Source organism: Daejeonella sp. (assembly GCF_049655485.1).
Taxonomy (GTDB): domain Bacteria; phylum Bacteroidota; class Bacteroidia; order Sphingobacteriales; family Sphingobacteriaceae; genus Daejeonella.
Genome location: NZ_JBASJU010000277.1, coordinates 1 through 19,120 on the forward strand (window position 1 = coordinate 1; position 19,120 = coordinate 19,120).

The following is a 19,120-nucleotide window of genomic DNA, read 5'->3' on the forward strand; positions in this document are numbered from 1 at the left end:
AATGCTGTAAAAGTAACTTTAGGACCAAAAGGCCGTAACGTAATTATTGATAAAAAATTCGGTTCTCCTTCAATCACCAAAGATGGTGTTACAGTTGCGAAAGAAATTGAATTGAAAGACGCCCTGGAAAACATGGGTGCTCAAATGGTAAAAGAAGTTGCTTCGAAAACAGCAGATATTGCTGGTGATGGAACAACTACTGCTACCGTTTTAGCTCAGGCAATTGTTACTGCCGGAATTAAAAACGTTGCTGCCGGAGCTAATCCGATGGACCTTAAACGTGGCATCGATAAAGCGGTTACTGCAGTTGTTGCTAATCTTAAAAGTCAGTCGCAGTCTGTTGGCGAAGACAACAATAAGATCAAACAAGTAGCTTCGATTTCAGCAAATAATGATGAGGTAATCGGAACTTTGATCGCTGATGCAATGGCAAAGGTTGGCAAGGATGGTGTTATCACTGTAGAAGAAGCAAAAGGTACTGAAACTGAGATGAAAACAGTTGAAGGAATGCAGTTTGACCGTGGTTACTTATCTCCATATTTTGTTACGAATGCCGACAAGATGGAAGTTGAGTTAGAAAACCCTTACATTCTAATTTACGATAAGAAGATTTCTTCAATGAAAGAACTTCTTCCTGTACTTGAAAAACAAGTTCAAACCGGAAAGCCACTTTTAATCATCGCAGAAGATCTTGATGGTGAAGCACTAGCTACACTTGTAGTTAACAAGATCCGCGGATCTTTGAAAGTTGCTGCTGTTAAAGCTCCTGGTTTCGGTGATCGTCGTAAAGCTATGCTTGAAGATATCGCTATCTTGACAGGTGGTACTGTAATTTCTGAAGAAAGAGGATATAAACTTGAAAATGCTGATCTTACTTACTTAGGAACTGCTGAGAAGGTTGTAGTTGATAAAGACAATACAATCGTGATCAACGGTGCTGGCAAGTCAGAAGACATCAAAGCCCGTGTTAATCAGATCAAAGCTCAAGTTGAGACTACGACTTCCGATTACGATAAAGAAAAGCTACAAGAGCGTTTAGCTAAACTTTCAGGTGGTGTTGCCGTACTTTATGTTGGTGCAGCTACTGAAGTTGAGATGAAAGAAAAGAAAGACCGTGTTGACGATGCATTACATGCAACTCGTGCTGCAGTTGAAGAAGGTATTGTTGCGGGTGGTGGTGTAGCCTTCATTCGTGCAGTTGAAGCTTTAGCTGATCTGAAAGGATCGAACGAAGACGAAAACACAGGTATCGCAATCATCAAAAGAGCGATCGAAGAACCATTACGTCAGATCTGTGAAAACGCAGGTATCGAAGGTTCTATCGTTGTTCAAAAGGTGAAAGAAGGTACAGCTGATTTCGGATACAACGCACGTACAGATGTTTACGAAAACTTAATTGGTGCAGGAGTTATTGATCCTACGAAAGTAGGTCGTGTAGCTTTGGAAAATGCTGCTTCGATAGCTGCGATGCTATTAACTACAGAAGTAGTACTTGCCGATGAGCCAGAAGATAACGCTGGTGGTGGCCACATGCCTCCAATGGGCGGTGGTGGAATGGGCGGAATGATGTAATTCCCCTCAAGCCAAAAAAAAGGTCCTTTCTTAACAGAAGGGACCTTTTTTGTTTTGGTGCATTTCCCAATCGACATACAATCTGAACATAGTCTTCCTATATGAAGTCGGAAGTCAGACTTCCCACCTACGATTTCCTTAATAAAGATAGATAAAGTTCTTAGGGTGTTAATTGCATCTCAAACAAGCGTACAATATTCTTTACCAGAACACCTTTAACTTTTTCCAAATTCACTTCACCTTTCAGCTCTCTTTTCATCGAAGTGACGTCCTTATCATCAATTCCGCAGGGTACGATATTTTTGAAATAATCGAGATCCGTATTCACGTTGAACGCAAAACCGTGCATGGTAACCCAGCGGCTGCACCTCACACCAAGTGCACATATCTTACGGGCTTTTTCGTTGTCGGCGTCAAGCCATACACCGGTGTACCCGGGATAACGTCCACTTTCAATTCCATATTCCGCAAGCGTATCAATAACAGCTTGTTCCAATGTGCGGAGGTATAGATGGATATCCGTAAAAAAATTATCCAGGTCAAGTATTGGGTACCCGACTATTTGCCCGGGGCCATGATAGGTAATATCCCCGCCCCTATTAATTTTATAAAAACTTGCATCTTTTTCTATTAGTCCATCTTTGTCGAGCAATAGATTATCAGGTTTCCCGCTTTTGCCAAGCGTATATACGTGCGGATGTTCAACAATAATGAGATGATTAGGGACTGGGCTCGGTGAAATACTTTCCCGGTTGGCCACCTTAGCATCAATCGTGGCTGAAAAGATTGCCTCCTGCCCGTCCCATGCTTTCTGATAATCAAGCACTCCCCAGTCCTGAAATATAACCCGTTTATTTTTCTCCATCTTCTGCCACGTAACCAATCATGTACCCTTCAAACTTGTCATAATGAACAGTATATGTGTTAATACTGTTGCCGGTATCGAGACTTGCTTCGAATGTTCCCGTTCCAGAGTATTTAAAAGGCTTAATTCTGATATGATCAAGAAAACTGATATTTTTCTTTCCATGCAATTTATAAATTGCCTCCTTGGCGCACCAACACGCATATAAGTGCTCAATACGATCCTGCGAAATAAAATCAAGTTCATCCTTTCTCATAAATTTCCGTGCGATTCTTTCGATCTTATCCTTAATAAGCTCAATGTCGATACCAACCGCTCTGTTTTTACTAATCATTACTGCAGCATAATCAAAAGAATGGGACAAAGAAATAAAATGCGGAAAATTAGCAAGGTAGGGCTTTCCGCTGGAGTCGATCTGACAATCAATGTACTCGTCCGTGTCCATCATCTTTCGGAGCAAGACTCGTGTACTTAGCCAGTGAAGGTTCCTTTTTCCGTTTATTAGCGTATCCAGGTAGGAAATCTCATGATGTTTCAACTGGAGCTGCGCGAGCAAATCTTCAGCGCTTTCCTCGATCTTCCAGATTGCGAAAGAAGTAAACGGGCCTAATTCTTTATGATAAACGAGCGACATTTGAAAAAATAGAATACCTGCAAAACTATCTCAAATTAATCATAATTTAGGCCAAATCTTACGCTTATTTATGATACTTTCCGACAAACTAATCCTGGAAGAAATTGATAAAGGAAATATAATTATAGAACCCTTTAAAAAAGACTGTCTCGGAACCAACTCCTATGATGTACATTTGGGAAAGTATCTTGCTACCTATAGAAACAGGGTCCTTGACGCGAAAGCCCATAACGAGATCGATCATTTTGAAATACCAAAAGATGGTTTCGTACTTCAACCTAACACTCTTTATCTTGGAGTAACTTTAGAATACACTGAAACACATAAACACGTCCCTTTTCTGGAAGGCAAATCCAGTACAGGAAGACTTGGAATTGATATACATGCTACGGCCGGCAAGGGCGATGTGGGATTCTGCAACACCTGGACTCTGGAAATATCTTGTGCCCAACCGGTTAAGATTTATGCAGGTATGCCGATTGGGCAGTTAATATATTTTGTTGTCGAGGGCGAAGTGGAGACAATGTACAATACGAAAGGAAATGCTAAATATAATAACAAGACTACCAAACCGGTAGAAAGCATGATGTGGAAGAACTCTTTTTAATGGAAGCTTCGTAAAAAAGACGCTAGGCCATACCTAATACCTCAATTTTTTCGTAAATTGAGGTATTCTCTTTTAATGCGGGTTCTGGAACCTGTTTAAAATTAATCCAATGAAAAGGCTCCTGCTAATATTCTTCACGCTAATAATTATAGTCCTCACTTTTGGTTTTATTCAGGAGGATGAGCCTCTAAAAAAAATAATTGCTCAGATAGAAAAGTACCGTGCCGGATATCCACAGGAAAAAGTTCACCTCCACATGGATAAACCATATTATGCTATTGGAGATAACATCTGGTTCAAAGCCTATATTGTAAACGCTGAAGAGAATGAGCTTTCGGCACTTAGTAAAATTCTATATGTTGAATTGATAAACGATAAAGACTCGGTAAAACAGTCACTTAAACTGCCGGTTTCACTTGGCCTGACCTGGGGAGATTTTACCCTAACGGATTCATTAAAGGAAGGAAATTATCGTATTCGCGCCTACACCACCTGGATGCGAAATTTTGGTGAAGAGTATTTTTTTGATAAAACCTTTACTGTTGGAAATTCGATAGCGAATAATGTGCTAACCAACGTCAATTATTCTTTTAGTAAAATCGGGAATTCAGAAAAAGTAATTGCTGATGTTCAGTATACTGATCTGGATGGAAATCCGCTGGTTAATAAAGAGGTAAATTATAATATCAACCTCGATTTCAGGGATATTGCAAAAGGTAAAGCCGTTACAGATTCAAAAGGTAACGTACAGATCACATTCGTGAACAACCAGCCATTCATCTTGAAATCAGGCAAGTTACTCACTAATATCCGGCTCGACGAAAAATCAGTCGTATCTAAGAGTTTCCCGATTAAATCAACATCCAATGAGGTAGAGGTGAAATTTTTCCCTGAAAGCGGAGAGCTTGTAAGCGGAATTCGTTCAAAAGTAGCGTTTAAAGCTGTGGGAGCCGATGGACTTGGTATGAAAGTGTCGGGTTATATTACAGATAAGAGCAACACTAAACTCGTAGAATTTGAGTCAGAGCATGCTGGCATGGGTAATTTCCGAATGCATCCGTTACCAGATGAAACCTATACAGCACATATAAAGTTTGAAGACGGGTCTCAACGGACTTTTCCATTACCGCGAGTACTCCCCAGGGGATATGTTATGAGCGTAAATAATAATGATGCGGAAAACCTGAGCGTCACTATAATGACTTCGGAAAATGTTCAGACTGACGCCAAGTTTACCTTGATAGCTCAAACTAACGGTCAGGTAAATTTTATTGCCAAAAACAAACTCGACGGGCAGTCATTCACCGCCAAGATTCCCAAAAGCCGCTTCCCTACGGGGATTTTGCAATTAACCGTTTTCTCCCCCGCAAATGAACCTGTAGCGGAGCGATTAGTGTTTATAAATCATTCCGACCAATTGAAGTTAGACATCAGTACAGCCAAAAAAGAGTATGAAAAACGCGAGAAGGTAAAAATAATACTGGATGCTCAAAATTCGAAGGGAGCACCTATCATTGGTAGTTTTTCCCTTTCAGTAATAGACGAATCGAAGGTTCCGTCGAAAGAAGCATCAGAAACAACAATTATTTCGAATTTATTACTTAGTTCCGATTTAAAGGGATTTATCGAAGAACCAAACTATTATTTTACCGACATCAATGAGGCTAAAGTCCGGCAATTAGACATATTATTATTAACTCAGGGATGGCGCAGGTTTGAATGGAAAAATATTCTTTCAAACACTTTTCCCAATCTTGCTTTTCAGCCTGAAACTGATATGCAAGTTAGCGGACAAGTCAAAGCTTCTAATGGTAAACCAGTAATTGGTGGAAAAGTGACCTTATTCTCTTCGGCAGGAGATGTTTTTCTGATGGATACGCTAACAAATGCAAAGGGTGAATTTACCTTTGAGAACCTGACCTTTAGCGACAGCACCAAATTTATTATTCAGGCGAGAAATGAAAAAGATCGCCGGAATGTCGATATCGAGCTCTACAGAATTCCAGCCCAACTTGTAACTAAGAACAAGAATGAGGCAATGCTGGAAATTAATGTTAACCGATCTATACTCCCTTATCTTCAAAATAGCAAAAATCAATTTGATGAATTACGTCGTTATGGGGTAATCGGGAGGAGTATTTTATTGTCTGAAGTTAAAGTTACCGAACGAAAACCAGTTCTAAAAAATTCATCAAATTTAAACGGGGCTGGAAATGCAGATGCTATTATAAAGAGTGAGGATTTACAAAACTGCACGTTCCTAATCCAGTGTCTTCAGGGCAGAGTTGCAGGAATAATCGTCAGCAACGGAATTGTTTATTCTACCAGAAGCATGTACTCCTCCTTTCGGGGGCCTGTACCGATGCAGATTGTTATAGATGGGATGATGGTTGAACCGGATTTTATTTCATCCATCAATCCGATCGACGTAGAAAGCATCGAAGTTTTGAGAAGTGGCGCCAATACCGCAATTTATGGGATGCGAGGCGGCGGCGGTGTTCTGGTGATAAACACAAAACGTGGCGAAATAAATAATGATTACAGAAATTATGCTCCAGGCATTATCAGCTATAACCCAAAAGGGTTTTATAAGGGGCGCGAGTTCTATTCTCCGGATTATACAGATCCCAAAATTAATCCTAAAATGGCAGATCTAAGAACGACAATTTATTGGAACCCAAGTATTGTTACCGACTCCATGGGTAAAGCGAGCGTTGAGTTTTACAATGGTGATGGAATCGGCACTTATAAAGCCACCATCGAAGGAGTAGATATAAACGGTAAAATAGGAAGACAAATTTTCAGATACAGCGTCATAGGCAGATGAATACAATCAAAGTAAATATTAAAGATAAAGTCGCGGTGTTACAGCTCGACAGAGGACGTTCGAATGCAATAAATGCTGAAATGGTATCTGAACTCTCTCAAATGATACAAAATATTGAAAAAGATGATAATATAGCGGGAGTTATTATCACAGGCAAGGAAGGCTTCTTCTCAGCAGGTCTGGATCTGATAGAGTTGTTCAATTATGGTGAATCGGAGATAAGAGCATTTTGGATCGATTTTCTGAATCTGGTAGAGATTATGGCCGTCTTTAAAAAGCCAATGGTGGCTGCTATTAGTGGTCATAGTCCGGCAGGAGGTTGCGTACTTGCTCTTTGCAGCGATTATCGAATAATGTCGGAAGGAAAATACATAATTGGCCTTAACGAGGTACCGGTGGGTATAATTGTACCGCAAAGTATTTTTCACCTCTATTCGTTTTGGCTTGGCAACGCGAAAGCCTATAGATATTTATTGGAAGGCAAATTGATGAATACGGGTGAGGCATTAGAATCAGGCCTTGTGGACGACCTGGTTTCACCAGAAAGTATTTTACATGCCGCGGATCGTCAAATTCGAAAATATATTCAAATGGAGCCGACAACATGGCAGCAAAGCAAGGTTAACTTGCGGGCAGAGCTACTTTCAAAAATCGGTGTTGATCAATCTGAAATGCTGGAAATTATGCTCAAACAGTGGTGGTCGCCGAGTACGCGTTCCATCTTAAAAACAATAATTCAAAACCTTCAGCAAAAAACCTCCTGATGTACAACCAACCAATGTTAAGAGAAGATGCTTTAGCCGGAAAAACTATAATTGTTACTGGCGGAGGCACCGGGTTAGGGCGAGCCATGAGCACCTACTTCCTTAAAATCGGGGCCAAGGTTGTCATAACCAGTCGAAAGCTTGACGTGTTAAAAGAAGCTGCATCCAAAATGGAGGCTGAGACAGGTGGCAGCGTCCTCCCATTACAATGTGATGTCAGAAATCCCGACGAAATTGAAGCAGTTCTAAAAGCCACTATTGACACATTCGGGAGGGTAGACGGCTTACTGAACAATGCAGCAGGCAACTTTATTTCGCCAACTGAGCGCCTTTCTGCAAACGCTTTTTCTACCATTATCGACATTGTTTTAAAGGGCACTGCAAACTGTACGCTGGCCCTTGGGAAGCATTGGATTACGCAAAAGCAACCCGGGACTATTTTAAATATTGTTACTACTTACGCATTTACCGGTTCAGGTTACGTGGTTCCATCAGCTTGCGCTAAGGGAGGGGTTCTTGCTATGACACGCTCCCTTGCAGCCGAGTGGGGGAAATACGGTATCCGGACTAATGCTATTGCACCAGGACCGTTTCCGACAAAAGGTGCATGGGACAGGTTACTGCCAGGAGATATGGCTCAAAAATTTGATTTCAAAAACCGGGTTCCCTTAAAACGGGTTGGAGATCATCAGGAACTTGCAAATCTTTCCGCATTTATGATGTCTGATTTCTCAGGATATATTAATGGTGAAGTCATAACGATCGATGGCGGTGAATGGCTGCAAGGTGCGGGTCAATTTAATGGGCTCGAGGCCGTCACCCCCGAAATGTGGGATATGCTCGAAAAAATGACCCGCTCTGCTAAGGGCAGTTAAACCTGATATGGGAGAGAAAAGAATAAATATATCATCTGGAGTTAAATGGGAAGATATCGTTGGATATAGCAGGGCGGTACGGATTGGAAACTATATAGAAGTTTCCGGCACTACGGCCTTCGACGGAGAAATTCTCATTGGGAAAGGCGACCTGTATGCGCAGACCAGTTTTATCCTTCGTAAGATCGAAAAAACCTTAACAGAGTTCGGATCATCAATGTCAGATGTAGTACGTACCAGAATGTACCTTACCGACATTTCAATGTGGCAAGAAGCCGGCAAAGCTCATTCCGAATTCTTTTCTGATATACGTCCTGATACGTCAATGGTTGAAGTACGTCGGCTAATAGATCCGGAATTGCTTATCGAAATTGAAGTAACCGCAATAGTTAGTTGAATGCAAACTCATTTTAACATCGCCAAATCGGGATCCAATCTGTATTTTTGTAAGATGGGAACACAGGTACAAGAAGAAACTTTGACGCTGGAAGAAGTACTATCAGCATTGAAAGTCAGTCATCACCTTATTCTCTGGAACGATGATACAAACACTTTTGAGCATGTTATCCATTGCCTTGTAAAGTATCTGGACTACACTGATAAACAGGCGGAACGCATTGCATGGACCGTACATAACGATGGAAAGTGCACTATTCTCGAAGGGTCCTATACCGAGGTAGAAGTTTATCGAAAAATACTCCAGCAAGAAGGCCTTACCGTAAGCGTTGAGTAATTAAAAATAACACTGGGCAAAACTACTCAGTGACCCCTTGGTTGCAAACCTGAAATTAAGTACAATTTCATGTGAACCTTTCTCCACTCTTGCCAGTTTCGAGGTAGTAAAATCATAAGAATAGCCGAGCTGAATATTCGGGGTAACCTGTACTTCAGCAACAATATCGAAGGAGTCCTTTGAACGGAGAGAACCGCCAAGCCAAAGAGTTTCCTTTAGTAAGAAATTTGCATTGACATCAATCTGAACTGGAGAACCACTCACATACTTTACAAGCACATTTGGCTTAAACTTCACATCAGGGCCCAGGCTGACTAGATATCCACCTTGCATAAGATAGTGGGGTTTATATGCAGTTTGGGATGATGAGCCACCACCAATGTCACGATAATAAAAGAAGGGTGAGGAAATACCTGCATAAAACTTATCCGAAAACAACATCAGTCCTGCGCCGAAATTGCCGCGCTTTGAATTCTGATCACTAAACACCGGATCGGTAGATGCAGTTGTACTGCCTGTTAAGCTGTACTCTCCAATATATGAACTTATCCCTCCATTGACTCCCAAAGACAAAAAAGTTCCATCTGCAATCTGAACTCGGTGTGCAAGAGTTGCAAATGCCCCATTTTCACTGATAACCTCCCCTATTTGATCACGCATTAAAATTACACCCATAGAGGTATTTGAAGACTTTATAGGACTGTGAATGGAAAGTGTCTGAGTATTTGGTGCGCCCGTAAACCCCACCCATTGCTGGCGGGCGAGAGCAGTAATGTTTAGTGATTCGTCAATTGCAGAGTAAGCCGGGTTTATAGCCAGGCCATTAAACATATACTGAGTAAACATCGCCTTCTGCTGCGCATTTGCAGACCCTACTCCTACGTTAAGGAGTATAAAGGCAAACCACAGAAAAATTATACGTTTAGAAGTAATTTGCATTGCCGCTGATGTTTTTTGAATTAATGAACCAGGCTGATTTTTAAGTAATTAACGCAAGTGTTCATAGTATACGAGAGATATTTAAAATGGTTACGTAAAAGCACATAGCGACCTGCAATTCAATGTCAGATAATTTGGCTTAATTTGTTGGAGAGGCAGAAGGATCCTATGCTTAAGCCAAAAACCATTTAATTAAAATGTTTTAGTAAATTCATTACTCTTCATCCCTGGAGGGAAATGATAAGACATCAATTGCAAATATGAAATACCCCCCAATAAAAAATTTTATCCAAGGAAAGTTTGTTGATAGCATATCAGAAGAAAGTCTGAATGTAATCTCACCTATAGATGGTTCCCACCTTTCAACAGTACCGATGTCCGAGCCAAGCGATCTCGAAAAAGCAGTTATTGTTGCAGCTGAGGCCTTTAAAACCTGGAGTAAAACCCCAATAAAAGACCGCGTACAGGTGTTTTTCCGGTTTAAGTCGCTATTAGAAAAAAACAAAAATGAGCTGGCCAATCTAATTTCAGAGGAAAATGGAAAAACACCGGAAGAAGGCCTTGCAGAAATAGAAAAGTCCATTGAACTCACCGAATTTGCCTGTTCTCTTCCTCAATTGATCACGGGAGAGCTGCTGGATGTAAGTAAGGGAATTGAATGCAGGACTGAACACGTGCCGCTTGGTGTTGTTGCATCAATTGTGCCTTTTAATTTTCCGAGCATGGTGCCATGCTGGACCATCCCCAATGCAATTGCGTTAGGAAATTGTATGATTATAAAACCATCTGAAAAAGTCCCTCTTAGCATTGGCCGAATTGCCGAACTTTTAAGTGAGGCAGGACTGCCTGAGGGGGTTTTATCTGTAATTCATGGAAATAATAAGATTGTCGATGCAATTTGCGATCATCCAAATATAGAAGCAGTAACTTTCGTCGGTTCAACTAAAGTTGCCAAAATAGTCTATAGGAGAGCTACACAGAATTATAAGCGATGTCTGGCCTTGGGCGGCGCCAAAAATCATTTATTGGTTCTCCCTGATGCCATCCCGGAAATGACGGCTAAAAACATTACCGCATCTATGAGCGGTTGTGCAGGGCAAAGGTGTATGGCCGCATCGGCAATGGTAGCTATCGGTGATGTCGACCATATTATTGATAGACTTTGTGTTGAAGCGAGAAAAATGATTCCGGGAGGAAATCTCGGTGCAGTAATCGATAAGGAATCAAAAAACCGCATTGAAGAATATATTAACGAGGCAGAGAAAATGGGTGCAAAAATCCTGGTGGATGGCCGGAACACCACCGTCAGCGGCAAGGAAAACGGTACCTATATTGGCGCCACCATCATAGATTTTGTCACACCTGATATGTCAGTAGCCAAGGAGGAAGTTTTTGGGCCGGTAATTAGCATTATGCGTACAAAAACGCTTGACGAAGCGCTGGCGATTGAAAACAATAATCCATACGGAAATGCGGCATCCGTGTTTACCCAAAATGGCGCTGCAGCTCGTTATGTTATCGAACATGCAAATGCAGGTATGGTTGGGGTTAATGTTGGAGTGCCCGTACCCCGCGAACCGTTTTCTTTTGGTGGCTGGAATGAAAGCCGATTTGGTGTGGGTGACATCACGGGTAAAAGTTCCATAGAATTCTGGACTAAGCTTAAAAAAACCACGACGAAGTGGAACCCACAGGCAGGGGTGAACTGGATGAGCTAAACCATTGAATGTAGAGGTGACAATTTTGTTCATCTTGAAAAAATTGAATAAAAGAATTTATATGTCAGAAGTTATAAACAGTAGTCGGGCAAAGGAGATTATTCAGGATAACCTGGATTATACCCTATTTTCATGGAGTATACAAAAAGGAATAGATCCGATTGCGGTCAAATATGGAAAGGGATTATACCTCTATGATCATGATGATAAAAAATACATAGATTTTTCCTCTGGATTAATGAATGTTAATATCGGGCATGGCGATCAGAGGATTACAGATGCCGTTGTTAAACAAATGCAGCAAGTCAGCTACATCACCCCATCTTGCGTAACCGAGGTGCGGGGCGCTTTGGGTAAAAAGCTCGCGGAAATATGCCCCGGTGATCTTAACAAAGCATTTTTCACGCTCTGCGGGGCAAGTTCCATAGAAAATGCGATCAAAGTTGCAAGACTACATACAGGTAGACATAAAATACTGACGCGGTATCAATCATACCATGGTTCAAGTTATGGAGCAATGTCGGCGGGCGGTGATCCACGCAAACTTATTGTGGACTCGCAGCAGGCGCCCAACTTTGTCCATTTTGATATTCCTGATGGGTACCGCTGGGAATATGGAGAAGAAAATCTGCTTAAAGAGTCTGTAAATCAATTAAAACGCGTAATTGCATTTGAAGGATCCGGCAGTATCGCGGCCATCCTGCTGGAAGGTGAATCCGGATCGTCCGGTTGTCTGAAATATCCTAAGGGCTATCTGAAGGAAATAAGAAATATTTGCGATGAATATGGGATCCTTTTAATTGCAGATGAAGTCATGAGCGGTTTCGGGAGAACAGGCCAGTGGTTTGGGTTCCAAAATCATGATATAATACCCGACATGATTGTCATGGCTAAAGGAATTACTTGTGGCTACCTTCCATTCGGATGCTTAATGCTTTCGGATAAAATTTCCGCAAAGTATGATGAAGCCGTACTACCGCTCGGACTTACCTATTCAGCACATCCGGTAAGCTGTGCAGCCGCGTTGGCAACTTTACATATCTACGAGGATGACAACCTGATTGAAAATGCCGCAAAGATGGGACGCTATTTAGACCAGCAAATAGAGATTTTGAAATCACACCACCCAAGTATAGGGGATTGGAGAAATACAGGGCTTTTGGGATGTTTGGAACTGGTGAAAGATAGGAGCACAAAAGAGCCAATGGCCCCTTTCAATGCAAAGCCGGAACAGATGGAAGTGATGAATAAGGTTGCAGCACGGATCAAGGAATTGGGTATGTATACTTTCGTAAGATGGAACTACATATTTATCGCGCCTCCCCTAATTGTAAGCAAGAAGGAAATTGATTACGGAATTGCTATCATATCCGAAGCATTAAAAATTGCAGATGAGTCGTTAAAGTGAAATTACAAATGACAATGAAGAAAAAATCCGGTTAAACATTTCCCTACTGACATTTTAATATATTTGTTTTAACCATTATAAACTTTAACTATTTATTCATGAAGCAATCCATAAGATTATTATCCATCTCCCTATTATTTTCCACTAGTCTAACATTTGCACAGTCTAAAGACCCTATCGTTGTAAATATTATAAAGGAAGCGACTCAAAACTCTCAGCTAAAAAAACTTGCTCACGAGCTTACTGATGGCATCGGACCAAGATTAGTTGGTACGCCACAGATGAAACAGGCTCACGATTGGGCAGTTGCCAAATATCAAAGCTGGGGTATAAATGCAAAAAACGAGAAATGGGGAGAGTGGCGGGGATGGGAAAGAGGTGTTTCTCATATCGATATGGTTCATCCGCGTGTAAAATCCCTGGAAGGTATGCAACTCGCATGGAGCCCATCAACAAACGGCAAAACAGTTACTGCGGAAACTATTATACTAGGAAATGCATCTGATTCTGCTGCCTTCGAAAACTGGCTTCCATCCGTTAAAGGAAAATTCGTTTTAATTTCGATGAACCAGCCAACTGGCCGTCCCGATTATAACTGGGATGAATTTGCAACAAAAGAATCGTTCGAGAAAATGAAGGCAGAACGCACTGCACAATCAGTGGCCTGGAGAACTCGCATGACTAATACTGGTTTGAATCCAAGAAGCCTTGCTCTTGCACTTGAAAAAGCCGGAGCAGCTGGGATTGTAGCATCAAGCTGGTCTGCCGGTTTTGGTGTCAATAAAATTTTTAGTGCCAATACAACTAAAATTCCTACAGTTGATCTTTCTTTGGAGGATTATGGAATGCTTTTTCGTCTTACTGACTCTGGGGTCAACCCTAAAATAAGCGTAAGAGCTGATTCAAAAGAACTGGGACTTGTTCCAACATTTAATACTATTGCCGAGATACGCGGTACTGAAAAGCCAGAGGAATATGTGATGTTATCAGCACATTTTGATTCATGGGATGGTGGTACAGGAGCAACTGATAATGCGACGGGCACCATTACTATGCTTGAAGCAATGAGAATCTTAAAGAAAGTCTATCCTAATCCAAAACGAACTATTTTGGTTGGACATTGGGGAAGTGAAGAACAAGGTTTAAATGGTTCCAGAGCGTTCGTAAAAGATAACCCTGAAATTGTAAAAAATATCCAGGCTCTTTTTAACCAGGATAACGGAACGGGAAGAGTTGTAAGCCTTTCGGGACAGGGATTTTTAAATGCTTATGATTATTTGGGCCGTTGGTTAAATCCGGTTCCGACAGAAATAAAATCTCAAATCGAAACCAGCTTCCCTGGCTCACCGGGTGGTGGGGGTTCCGATTATGCTTCATTTGTTGCAGCAGGAGTACCAGCATTTTCTCTAAGTTCTTTAGGATGGTCTTACGGGAACTATACCTGGCACACTAACCGGGATACTTATGATAAAATCGTATTTGATGACGTACAGAACAATGCTATCTTAACAGCGATTCTGGTTTATATGGCGAGTGAAGATCCAGCCAAAGCTTCACGCGAAAAGAGTGTATTACCTGTAAATCCAAGAACAGGCCGACCTTCCGAATGGCCGGTAGAACGCGCGCCTACACGTAAAGGCGGAGTAAATTAAAACAACTCTTTTTTATTCCAATAAAAAGACAAGAAGCGTAATCGTATGATTACGCTTCTTTTATTAATTCCCTAATCACGCAATTCCTCTGTTGTGGCCAACGATTTTTTCGATTTTGAAGCTATGTCCCAGATAAGAGAATTATTTATTTATAATACCAATAAACCCGACTGGCGTAAAGTGTTCATCGCCTTTCCGTACCAAAAAGGTTCGAAATCCTGTCCCATCGTATTCTCGAAATCAATTTTCACTTTCTGAAAGCTTAACCGAACCGGCTTTTCCAGGTTGATGTCATCAAGAAACTGACTAAGCCAGTTGGAATGCATTTTATCAACCTGTATACTAAACTCCGATTTCTTGTCGAAAAATTTAAATTCGGCCATTTCCCACCGCTTTCCTTTCTTCTCCTTTTCAAAAGAGGTGATTATCGGATTCGATCCCAGCCAGACAAGCTTTGCCTCTGGTTTTACAAAAAAAGCCTCATCATGAGTAATGGCATTTTCAATAAATCCAGCGGCGACTCTGGTACGCGGAACCTTGTGTTCGAACCAGTATTGTAAAGGATGCTCAAAACATATTCCGTGCATGTAATTGAAAAGCGACTTCTTTAAACCGTAACTGAACAACTCATGGTTGGTGCCGGCTTTATCAATATGAACAATGTCATTGTTTGCAAAAGTACCAAGTGCAGGGTTTTCTTTCGACACGTTAAATTTTTCGGGGTACAGTCCAACAGGACTGTGAGCTGTCATCGCAAACTGGTGCCAGAACCCCGACTGCAGAACCCCGGCCTCAAACATTTGTCGTACCATCTCCAGCGAATCAATGGTTTCCTGAGCTGTCTGGGTCGGGAATCCATACATCAAATAGGCATGAACCATTATGCCTGCCTCAGTAAAATTATGTGCTACCTTTGCTACCTGTTCTACGGTAACTCCTTTTTGAATTAGCTCCAATAACCTGTCTGAAGCAACCTCAAGCCCCCCCGAAATAGCGATGCACCCCGAAGCTTTTAATAACAAACAAAGATCTTTCGTAAAACTTTTCTCAAAACGGATGTTGGTCCACCATGTTACGGTAATTTTCCTCCTTAAAATTTCCAGCGCCAGGGAGCGCATTAAAGCGGGTGGAGCAGCTTCGTCAACAAAATGAAATCCATTCTGTCCCGTTTGTAGAATAATTTCCTCCATCCTGTCGCACAATAATCCGGCGGCAATAGGTTCGTACAATTTGATGTAGTCGAGCGAAATATCGCAAAATGTACATTTACCCCAATAACAGCCATGGGCCATCGTAAGTTTGTTCCATCGCCCGTCACTCCACATCCGATGCATCGGATTTACAATTTCAATAACCGAAATATATTCATCCAGGAGTAAATCGGAATAATCCGGAGTACCTACCTCAAATTGCTTATAATCCTTTGAAAGGCTAGCATTACAATATCTAACTATACCATTGTCAAGTATAAATGTCCGCTTAAGTTCGCTCACAGTCCGTCTCCCGTCCATCAGTTCTATAAGATTCTCAACAGGAGCTTCACCATCATCAAGGCATATAAAGTCAAAGAATTCAAATACCCTCGGGTCAGAAATTGAGCGAAGTTCAGTATTTGGAAATCCGCCCCCCATCGCGAGTTTAACATCCGGAAAATTCTCCCTAATCCATTGGGCCGAGCGAAAAGCAGAGTAAAGGTTCCCTGGGAATGGGACCGAAAATAAAACCAGCTCGGGACTTACCTGATGCATCTTTTCAGCCAGTACTTCTAACAGCAGATTGTCAACATATGTGTTTTTCTCATGGAGGGAATCGTAAATCTCATTAAAACTTGATGCCGACCTTCCAAGGCGTTCGGCATACCTGCTAAATCCGAAATTTGGGTCAAGGCACTCAACTATTAGATCCGAAATATCCTCCAGATAGAGTGTAGCCAGGTGCTTTGCTTTATCCTGCGTTCCCATGGTTCCAAAAGCCCAGTCAAGGTCCTCGGTTTGTTTAAATCTGGAAGCCTCTGGAAGGAAGTTCTCCAAACAAATCAAATGGGCCAGTGTTGGATTTCTACCTTGAAGGAAAGAAATAACTCCGTCAATAGTCTGAATATAATTCCCTTTCAAAGCAATTATGCGTTTTGCGTTGTCGGAAAATTTGCAATCTGATTTTATTTCATTAAACACGTCGGAAAGACCCTTTTTGGAAAAAAGTTTAAGGATCACTTCAATTCCAAGATCTGCTTGAAATGAGGGAACGTTTATAGTATTAAGGAAACCCTTCAAATACGCCGTGGCAGGGTACGGTGTATTTAACTGAGTGAAGGGCGGTGTAATTAATAATATTTTTGCCAAATCGGTCAAATTTGTATGTTTACAAAAATATCCTTATTATCTGGATAACGTTCGCGATTTATTTTTTAGCTATTCGATTTAGGATATACGTCAAAATCGCAACAACGCTCCACTTTTCAAAACCTTATTCGAATTCAATTGTTAAATTGTGAAAAAACAATAAAACCTTGATTATGAAAAAAACATCACTTTGGTTAACCTTGCCACTATTTCTGGCAGTAACGGCCGCCTGCACGAATACAAACACAACTGATACTAGTCATGATTCTGCGATGCATGCTGATAGCATGGCGATGGACACAGCGGGGAGCATGACCGGCATGGCTGATAAAGCTCATGCTGACATTGCCTCAACTAAAACAGACACTGCTGGAAGTGGAAGGGCTGAGTTTACTAAAAGAGATGATGGCACAATAGAATTGAGTCTTAACGTCGATTTCCCAAAAATGGCCAATAAGTCTGTAGCAGTTCACCTGCATGAACATGGTGATTGTGGCGACGCAGGCAAGGGGGCTCACGGCCACTGGAATCCTACCAATGAAGCTCATGGAAAATGGGGTTCCGCGGCTTATCATTCCGGAGATATCGGAAATGTTCAGTTGGATTCAGAAGGTAAGGGGACTGTTACCGTATCATCGAACAGATGGACAATCGGCGGAGATGAAAAAACAAACGTCCTGGGCCGGGCTGTCATTGTACATTCCGGGGTTGACGATTATAAAACCCAACCGACCGGCGATGCTGGAAGCAGAATTGGCTGTGGTGTGATCTCAGGAAACTAAAATTTTTTTTAATGTAAAGGAAATGCCTTTGATTATTCAAAGGCATTTTTTTATGCCACTACTCGCTGAAAATCAATTCGTGTGGTTTTCGTATCTTCGCGCATTAATTCCCCTTTGGTTTACAATACAAAATATGATAGAGATAGGAAGGTTCAATGAACTTAGGTTCGTTAAAAAAACAGAAACCGGTTTGGTTCTCACGGATGGTGAGAAAGAGGTGATTCTGCCATACGTTTATGCCCCTAAGGAAGCCGAGCCAGGCGACAATCTACATGTTTTCGTATACATTCATAGTGACGGGAGATTGATGGCAACGACTGAAACTCCAACCGCCATGGTTGGTGAATTCGCATTTCTAGAGGTTGTTGATTTAAATGAACAGGGCGCATTTATGGATATGGGTATCGGAAAAGATGTATTCGTACCCGAGCGTGAACAAAAACGCCCGATGAAAGTTGGTCAAAAGTATGTCGTATATCTTTACACCGATGAACGAAATGAACGGATCACGGCATCTTCGCGACTTACTGATTTCATCGAACAGGATATGCATGACCTGGAAGAAGGGGATGAAGTCAGCTTACTCATTTTCGATGAAAGCGACCTGGGCTACAGCGCAATTATCAACCAAAAATATGCAGGCTTGCTTTATCACAATGAAGTTTTTGAGGATTTACAACCCGGTGATGTAAGGAGAGGGTTCGTTAAGAAAATTAGGGAAGAAAATAAGATAGACCTAAGTTTACAGGTTATCGGCTTCAGGCATATTCTCGATCTGAAAGACACCTTGCTATTGGAACTTAGGGAAAACGGGGGCATTATCAACCTTGGTGACAAAAGCTCTCCTGAGGATATTTACAATCAGCTTAAAATTAGTAAAAAGGCATTCAAGAAAGCAATTGGGAGCCTCTATAAGGAACGCTTAGTCATCGTTTCAGACGATTCAGTGAAACTCGCTCCTGATCCCAAGAGGGAAATTGACGAAATGGCTGATTAATAATTTGTTATTGATAGCAAAAAGACTTAATTTAATTAAAGTTCTCCTCATTTCACTCCTATGAAAAAGACTCTCATCTTATTCGGATTGTTATTTACCGGACATTCCATTTTCGCGCAAAGCGACATCCCATCAGCTGAAATTCAGATTAAAACTGCGGTATTAGCAGCGCCTGTTGATAAACGTGAGAATGCAACAGTTTTAGGTTACAATGAAAACGGCAAACTGGTACAACTCAGAAAAGGATCGAATGAAATGATTTGTATCGCAGACGATCCAAAACTTCCAGGTTTAAGCGTTGCAAGTTATCACAAGGACCTTGAACCATTTATGAAACGCGGACGGGATCTCAGGTTTTCCGGAAAAACTGCAAAGGAATCTATAGACATAAGGGATGAAGAAGTA

The 19,120-nt window shown here is 41.4% G+C and carries 16 protein-coding genes and 1 pseudogene; 13 read left to right on the forward strand and 4 right to left on the reverse strand.

Going from position 1 to position 19,120, the window contains the following annotated elements; translation table 11 throughout:
* The coding region (gene groL / locus WBJ10_RS11830) for a chaperonin GroEL (RefSeq protein WP_424290546.1) at positions 1–1,572 on the forward strand (1,572 nt) is incomplete at its 5' end.
* A 160-nt stretch (positions 1,573–1,732) separates the two neighbouring features.
* Here groL and lipB read toward each other — a convergent pair.
* Positions 1,733–2,437, reverse strand: coding sequence for a lipoyl(octanoyl) transferase LipB (gene lipB / locus WBJ10_RS11835; RefSeq protein ID WP_424290548.1), 705 nt, complete (start codon positions 2,435–2,437; stop codon positions 1,733–1,735).
* Positions 2,424–3,071, reverse strand: coding sequence for a 4'-phosphopantetheinyl transferase family protein (locus WBJ10_RS11840; protein WP_424290550.1), 648 nt, complete (start codon positions 3,069–3,071; stop codon positions 2,424–2,426). The genes lipB and WBJ10_RS11840 overlap by 14 nt, the downstream gene beginning before the upstream one ends.
* A 70-nt stretch (positions 3,072–3,141) precedes the next feature.
* On the opposite strand from WBJ10_RS11840, the gene dcd reads away from it, so the two are divergent.
* From dcd to WBJ10_RS11870, 6 genes are all read left to right on the forward strand, one after another.
* A complete protein-coding gene (gene dcd, locus WBJ10_RS11845; protein WP_424290552.1) occupies positions 3,142–3,678 on the forward strand; it encodes a dCTP deaminase in 537 nt (178 codons plus the stop codon).
* Positions 3,679–3,787: 109 nt separating this feature from the next.
* Positions 3,788–6,505 carry a TonB-dependent receptor plug domain-containing protein gene (locus tag WBJ10_RS11850; RefSeq protein WP_424290554.1) on the forward strand — a complete coding sequence of 906 codons (2,718 nt, stop codon included), beginning with the start codon at positions 3,788–3,790 and terminating at the stop codon, positions 6,503–6,505.
* Entirely contained in the window at positions 6,502–7,269 is a 768-nt protein-coding gene (locus WBJ10_RS11855) for an enoyl-CoA hydratase/isomerase family protein (protein ID WP_424290556.1), read from the forward strand. Before WBJ10_RS11850 ends, WBJ10_RS11855 begins: the two co-directional genes overlap by 4 nt.
* A complete protein-coding gene (locus WBJ10_RS11860) occupies positions 7,269–8,144 on the forward strand; it encodes an SDR family oxidoreductase (RefSeq protein WP_424290558.1) in 876 nt (291 codons plus the stop codon). Before WBJ10_RS11855 ends, WBJ10_RS11860 begins: the two co-directional genes overlap by 1 nt.
* Positions 8,145–8,151: 7 nt before the next feature.
* On the forward strand, positions 8,152–8,541 hold the full coding sequence (locus WBJ10_RS11865) for a RidA family protein (RefSeq protein ID WP_424290560.1): 390 nt from the start codon (positions 8,152–8,154) through the stop codon (positions 8,539–8,541).
* A 54-nt stretch (positions 8,542–8,595) separates the two neighbouring features.
* Positions 8,596–8,877, forward strand: coding sequence for an ATP-dependent Clp protease adaptor ClpS (locus WBJ10_RS11870; RefSeq protein WP_424290562.1), 282 nt, complete (start codon positions 8,596–8,598; stop codon positions 8,875–8,877).
* Here WBJ10_RS11870 and WBJ10_RS11875 read toward each other — a convergent pair whose 3' ends face one another.
* The gene (locus WBJ10_RS11875) at positions 8,878–9,816 is read right to left on the reverse strand and encodes a PorP/SprF family type IX secretion system membrane protein (RefSeq protein WP_424290564.1); all 939 of its coding nucleotides are present in this window, start codon (positions 9,814–9,816) and stop codon (positions 8,878–8,880) included.
* Positions 9,817–10,076: 260 nt separating this feature from the next.
* Between WBJ10_RS11875 and mmsA the strand changes: the two genes are divergently transcribed.
* The 3 genes from mmsA to WBJ10_RS11890 all read left to right on the forward strand — a co-directional run bounded on the left by mmsA (position 10,077) and on the right by WBJ10_RS11890 (position 14,594).
* Positions 10,077–11,534, forward strand: a complete 1,458-nt coding sequence (gene mmsA, locus WBJ10_RS11880; protein WP_424290566.1) for a CoA-acylating methylmalonate-semialdehyde dehydrogenase — start codon at positions 10,077–10,079, stop codon at positions 11,532–11,534.
* Between the two features lie 61 nt (positions 11,535–11,595).
* Entirely contained in the window at positions 11,596–12,942 is a 1,347-nt protein-coding gene (locus WBJ10_RS11885) for an aminotransferase class III-fold pyridoxal phosphate-dependent enzyme (RefSeq protein WP_424290568.1), read from the forward strand.
* A gap of 98 nt (positions 12,943–13,040) precedes the next feature.
* Positions 13,041–14,594: a M20/M25/M40 family metallo-hydrolase gene (locus tag WBJ10_RS11890; RefSeq protein ID WP_424290570.1), complete on the forward strand. Its 1,554-nt coding sequence runs from the start codon at positions 13,041–13,043 to the stop codon at positions 14,592–14,594.
* A gap of 149 nt (positions 14,595–14,743) precedes the next feature.
* Here WBJ10_RS11890 and WBJ10_RS11895 read toward each other — a convergent pair whose 3' ends face one another.
* Positions 14,744–16,936 (reverse strand): B12-binding domain-containing radical SAM protein, encoded by a 2,193-nt coding sequence (locus tag WBJ10_RS11895; protein ID WP_424290572.1) that lies wholly within the window; start codon positions 16,934–16,936, stop codon positions 14,744–14,746.
* Between the two features lie 173 nt (positions 16,937–17,109).
* On the opposite strand from WBJ10_RS11895, the gene WBJ10_RS11900 reads away from it, so the two are divergent.
* The 3 genes and pseudogenes from WBJ10_RS11900 to WBJ10_RS11910 all read left to right on the forward strand — a co-directional run.
* Positions 17,110–17,718 (forward strand): superoxide dismutase family protein, encoded by a 609-nt coding sequence (locus WBJ10_RS11900; RefSeq protein WP_424290574.1) that lies wholly within the window; start codon positions 17,110–17,112, stop codon positions 17,716–17,718.
* Between the two features lie 133 nt (positions 17,719–17,851).
* Positions 17,852–18,715 (forward strand): CvfB family protein, encoded by an 864-nt coding sequence (locus tag WBJ10_RS11905; protein WP_424290576.1) that lies wholly within the window; start codon positions 17,852–17,854, stop codon positions 18,713–18,715.
* Positions 18,716–18,775: 60 nt separating this feature from the next.
* Positions 18,776–19,120: pseudogene (locus WBJ10_RS11910) on the forward strand (hypothetical protein); the annotation flags it as partial.

Excerpts from the sequence above, each read along its gene's own strand:
- WBJ10_RS11890 (WP_424290570.1), top strand. The coding sequence starts at position 13,041 with ATGAAGCAATCCATAAGATTATTATCCATCTCCCTATTATTTTCCACT.
- WBJ10_RS11905 (WP_424290576.1), top strand. The coding sequence starts at position 17,852 with ATGATAGAGATAGGAAGGTTCAATGAACTTAGGTTCGTTAAAAAAACA.
- WBJ10_RS11855 (WP_424290556.1), top strand. The coding sequence starts at position 6,502 with ATGAATACAATCAAAGTAAATATTAAAGATAAAGTCGCGGTGTTACAG.
- dcd (WP_424290552.1), top strand. The coding sequence starts at position 3,142 with ATGATACTTTCCGACAAACTAATCCTGGAAGAAATTGATAAAGGAAAT.
- WBJ10_RS11885 (WP_424290568.1), top strand. The coding sequence starts at position 11,596 with ATGTCAGAAGTTATAAACAGTAGTCGGGCAAAGGAGATTATTCAGGAT.
- lipB (WP_424290548.1), bottom strand. The coding sequence starts at position 2,437 with ATGGAGAAAAATAAACGGGTTATATTTCAGGACTGGGGAGTGCTTGAT.
- WBJ10_RS11875 (WP_424290564.1), bottom strand. The coding sequence starts at position 9,816 with ATGCAAATTACTTCTAAACGTATAATTTTTCTGTGGTTTGCCTTTATA.
- WBJ10_RS11860 (WP_424290558.1), top strand. The coding sequence starts at position 7,269 with ATGTACAACCAACCAATGTTAAGAGAAGATGCTTTAGCCGGAAAAACT.
- WBJ10_RS11865 (WP_424290560.1), top strand. The coding sequence starts at position 8,152 with ATGGGAGAGAAAAGAATAAATATATCATCTGGAGTTAAATGGGAAGAT.
- mmsA (WP_424290566.1), top strand. The coding sequence starts at position 10,077 with ATGAAATACCCCCCAATAAAAAATTTTATCCAAGGAAAGTTTGTTGAT.
- WBJ10_RS11840 (WP_424290550.1), bottom strand. The coding sequence starts at position 3,071 with ATGTCGCTCGTTTATCATAAAGAATTAGGCCCGTTTACTTCTTTCGCA.
- WBJ10_RS11870 (WP_424290562.1), top strand. The coding sequence starts at position 8,596 with ATGGGAACACAGGTACAAGAAGAAACTTTGACGCTGGAAGAAGTACTA.
- WBJ10_RS11850 (WP_424290554.1), top strand. The coding sequence starts at position 3,788 with ATGAAAAGGCTCCTGCTAATATTCTTCACGCTAATAATTATAGTCCTC.
- WBJ10_RS11900 (WP_424290574.1), top strand. The coding sequence starts at position 17,110 with ATGAAAAAAACATCACTTTGGTTAACCTTGCCACTATTTCTGGCAGTA.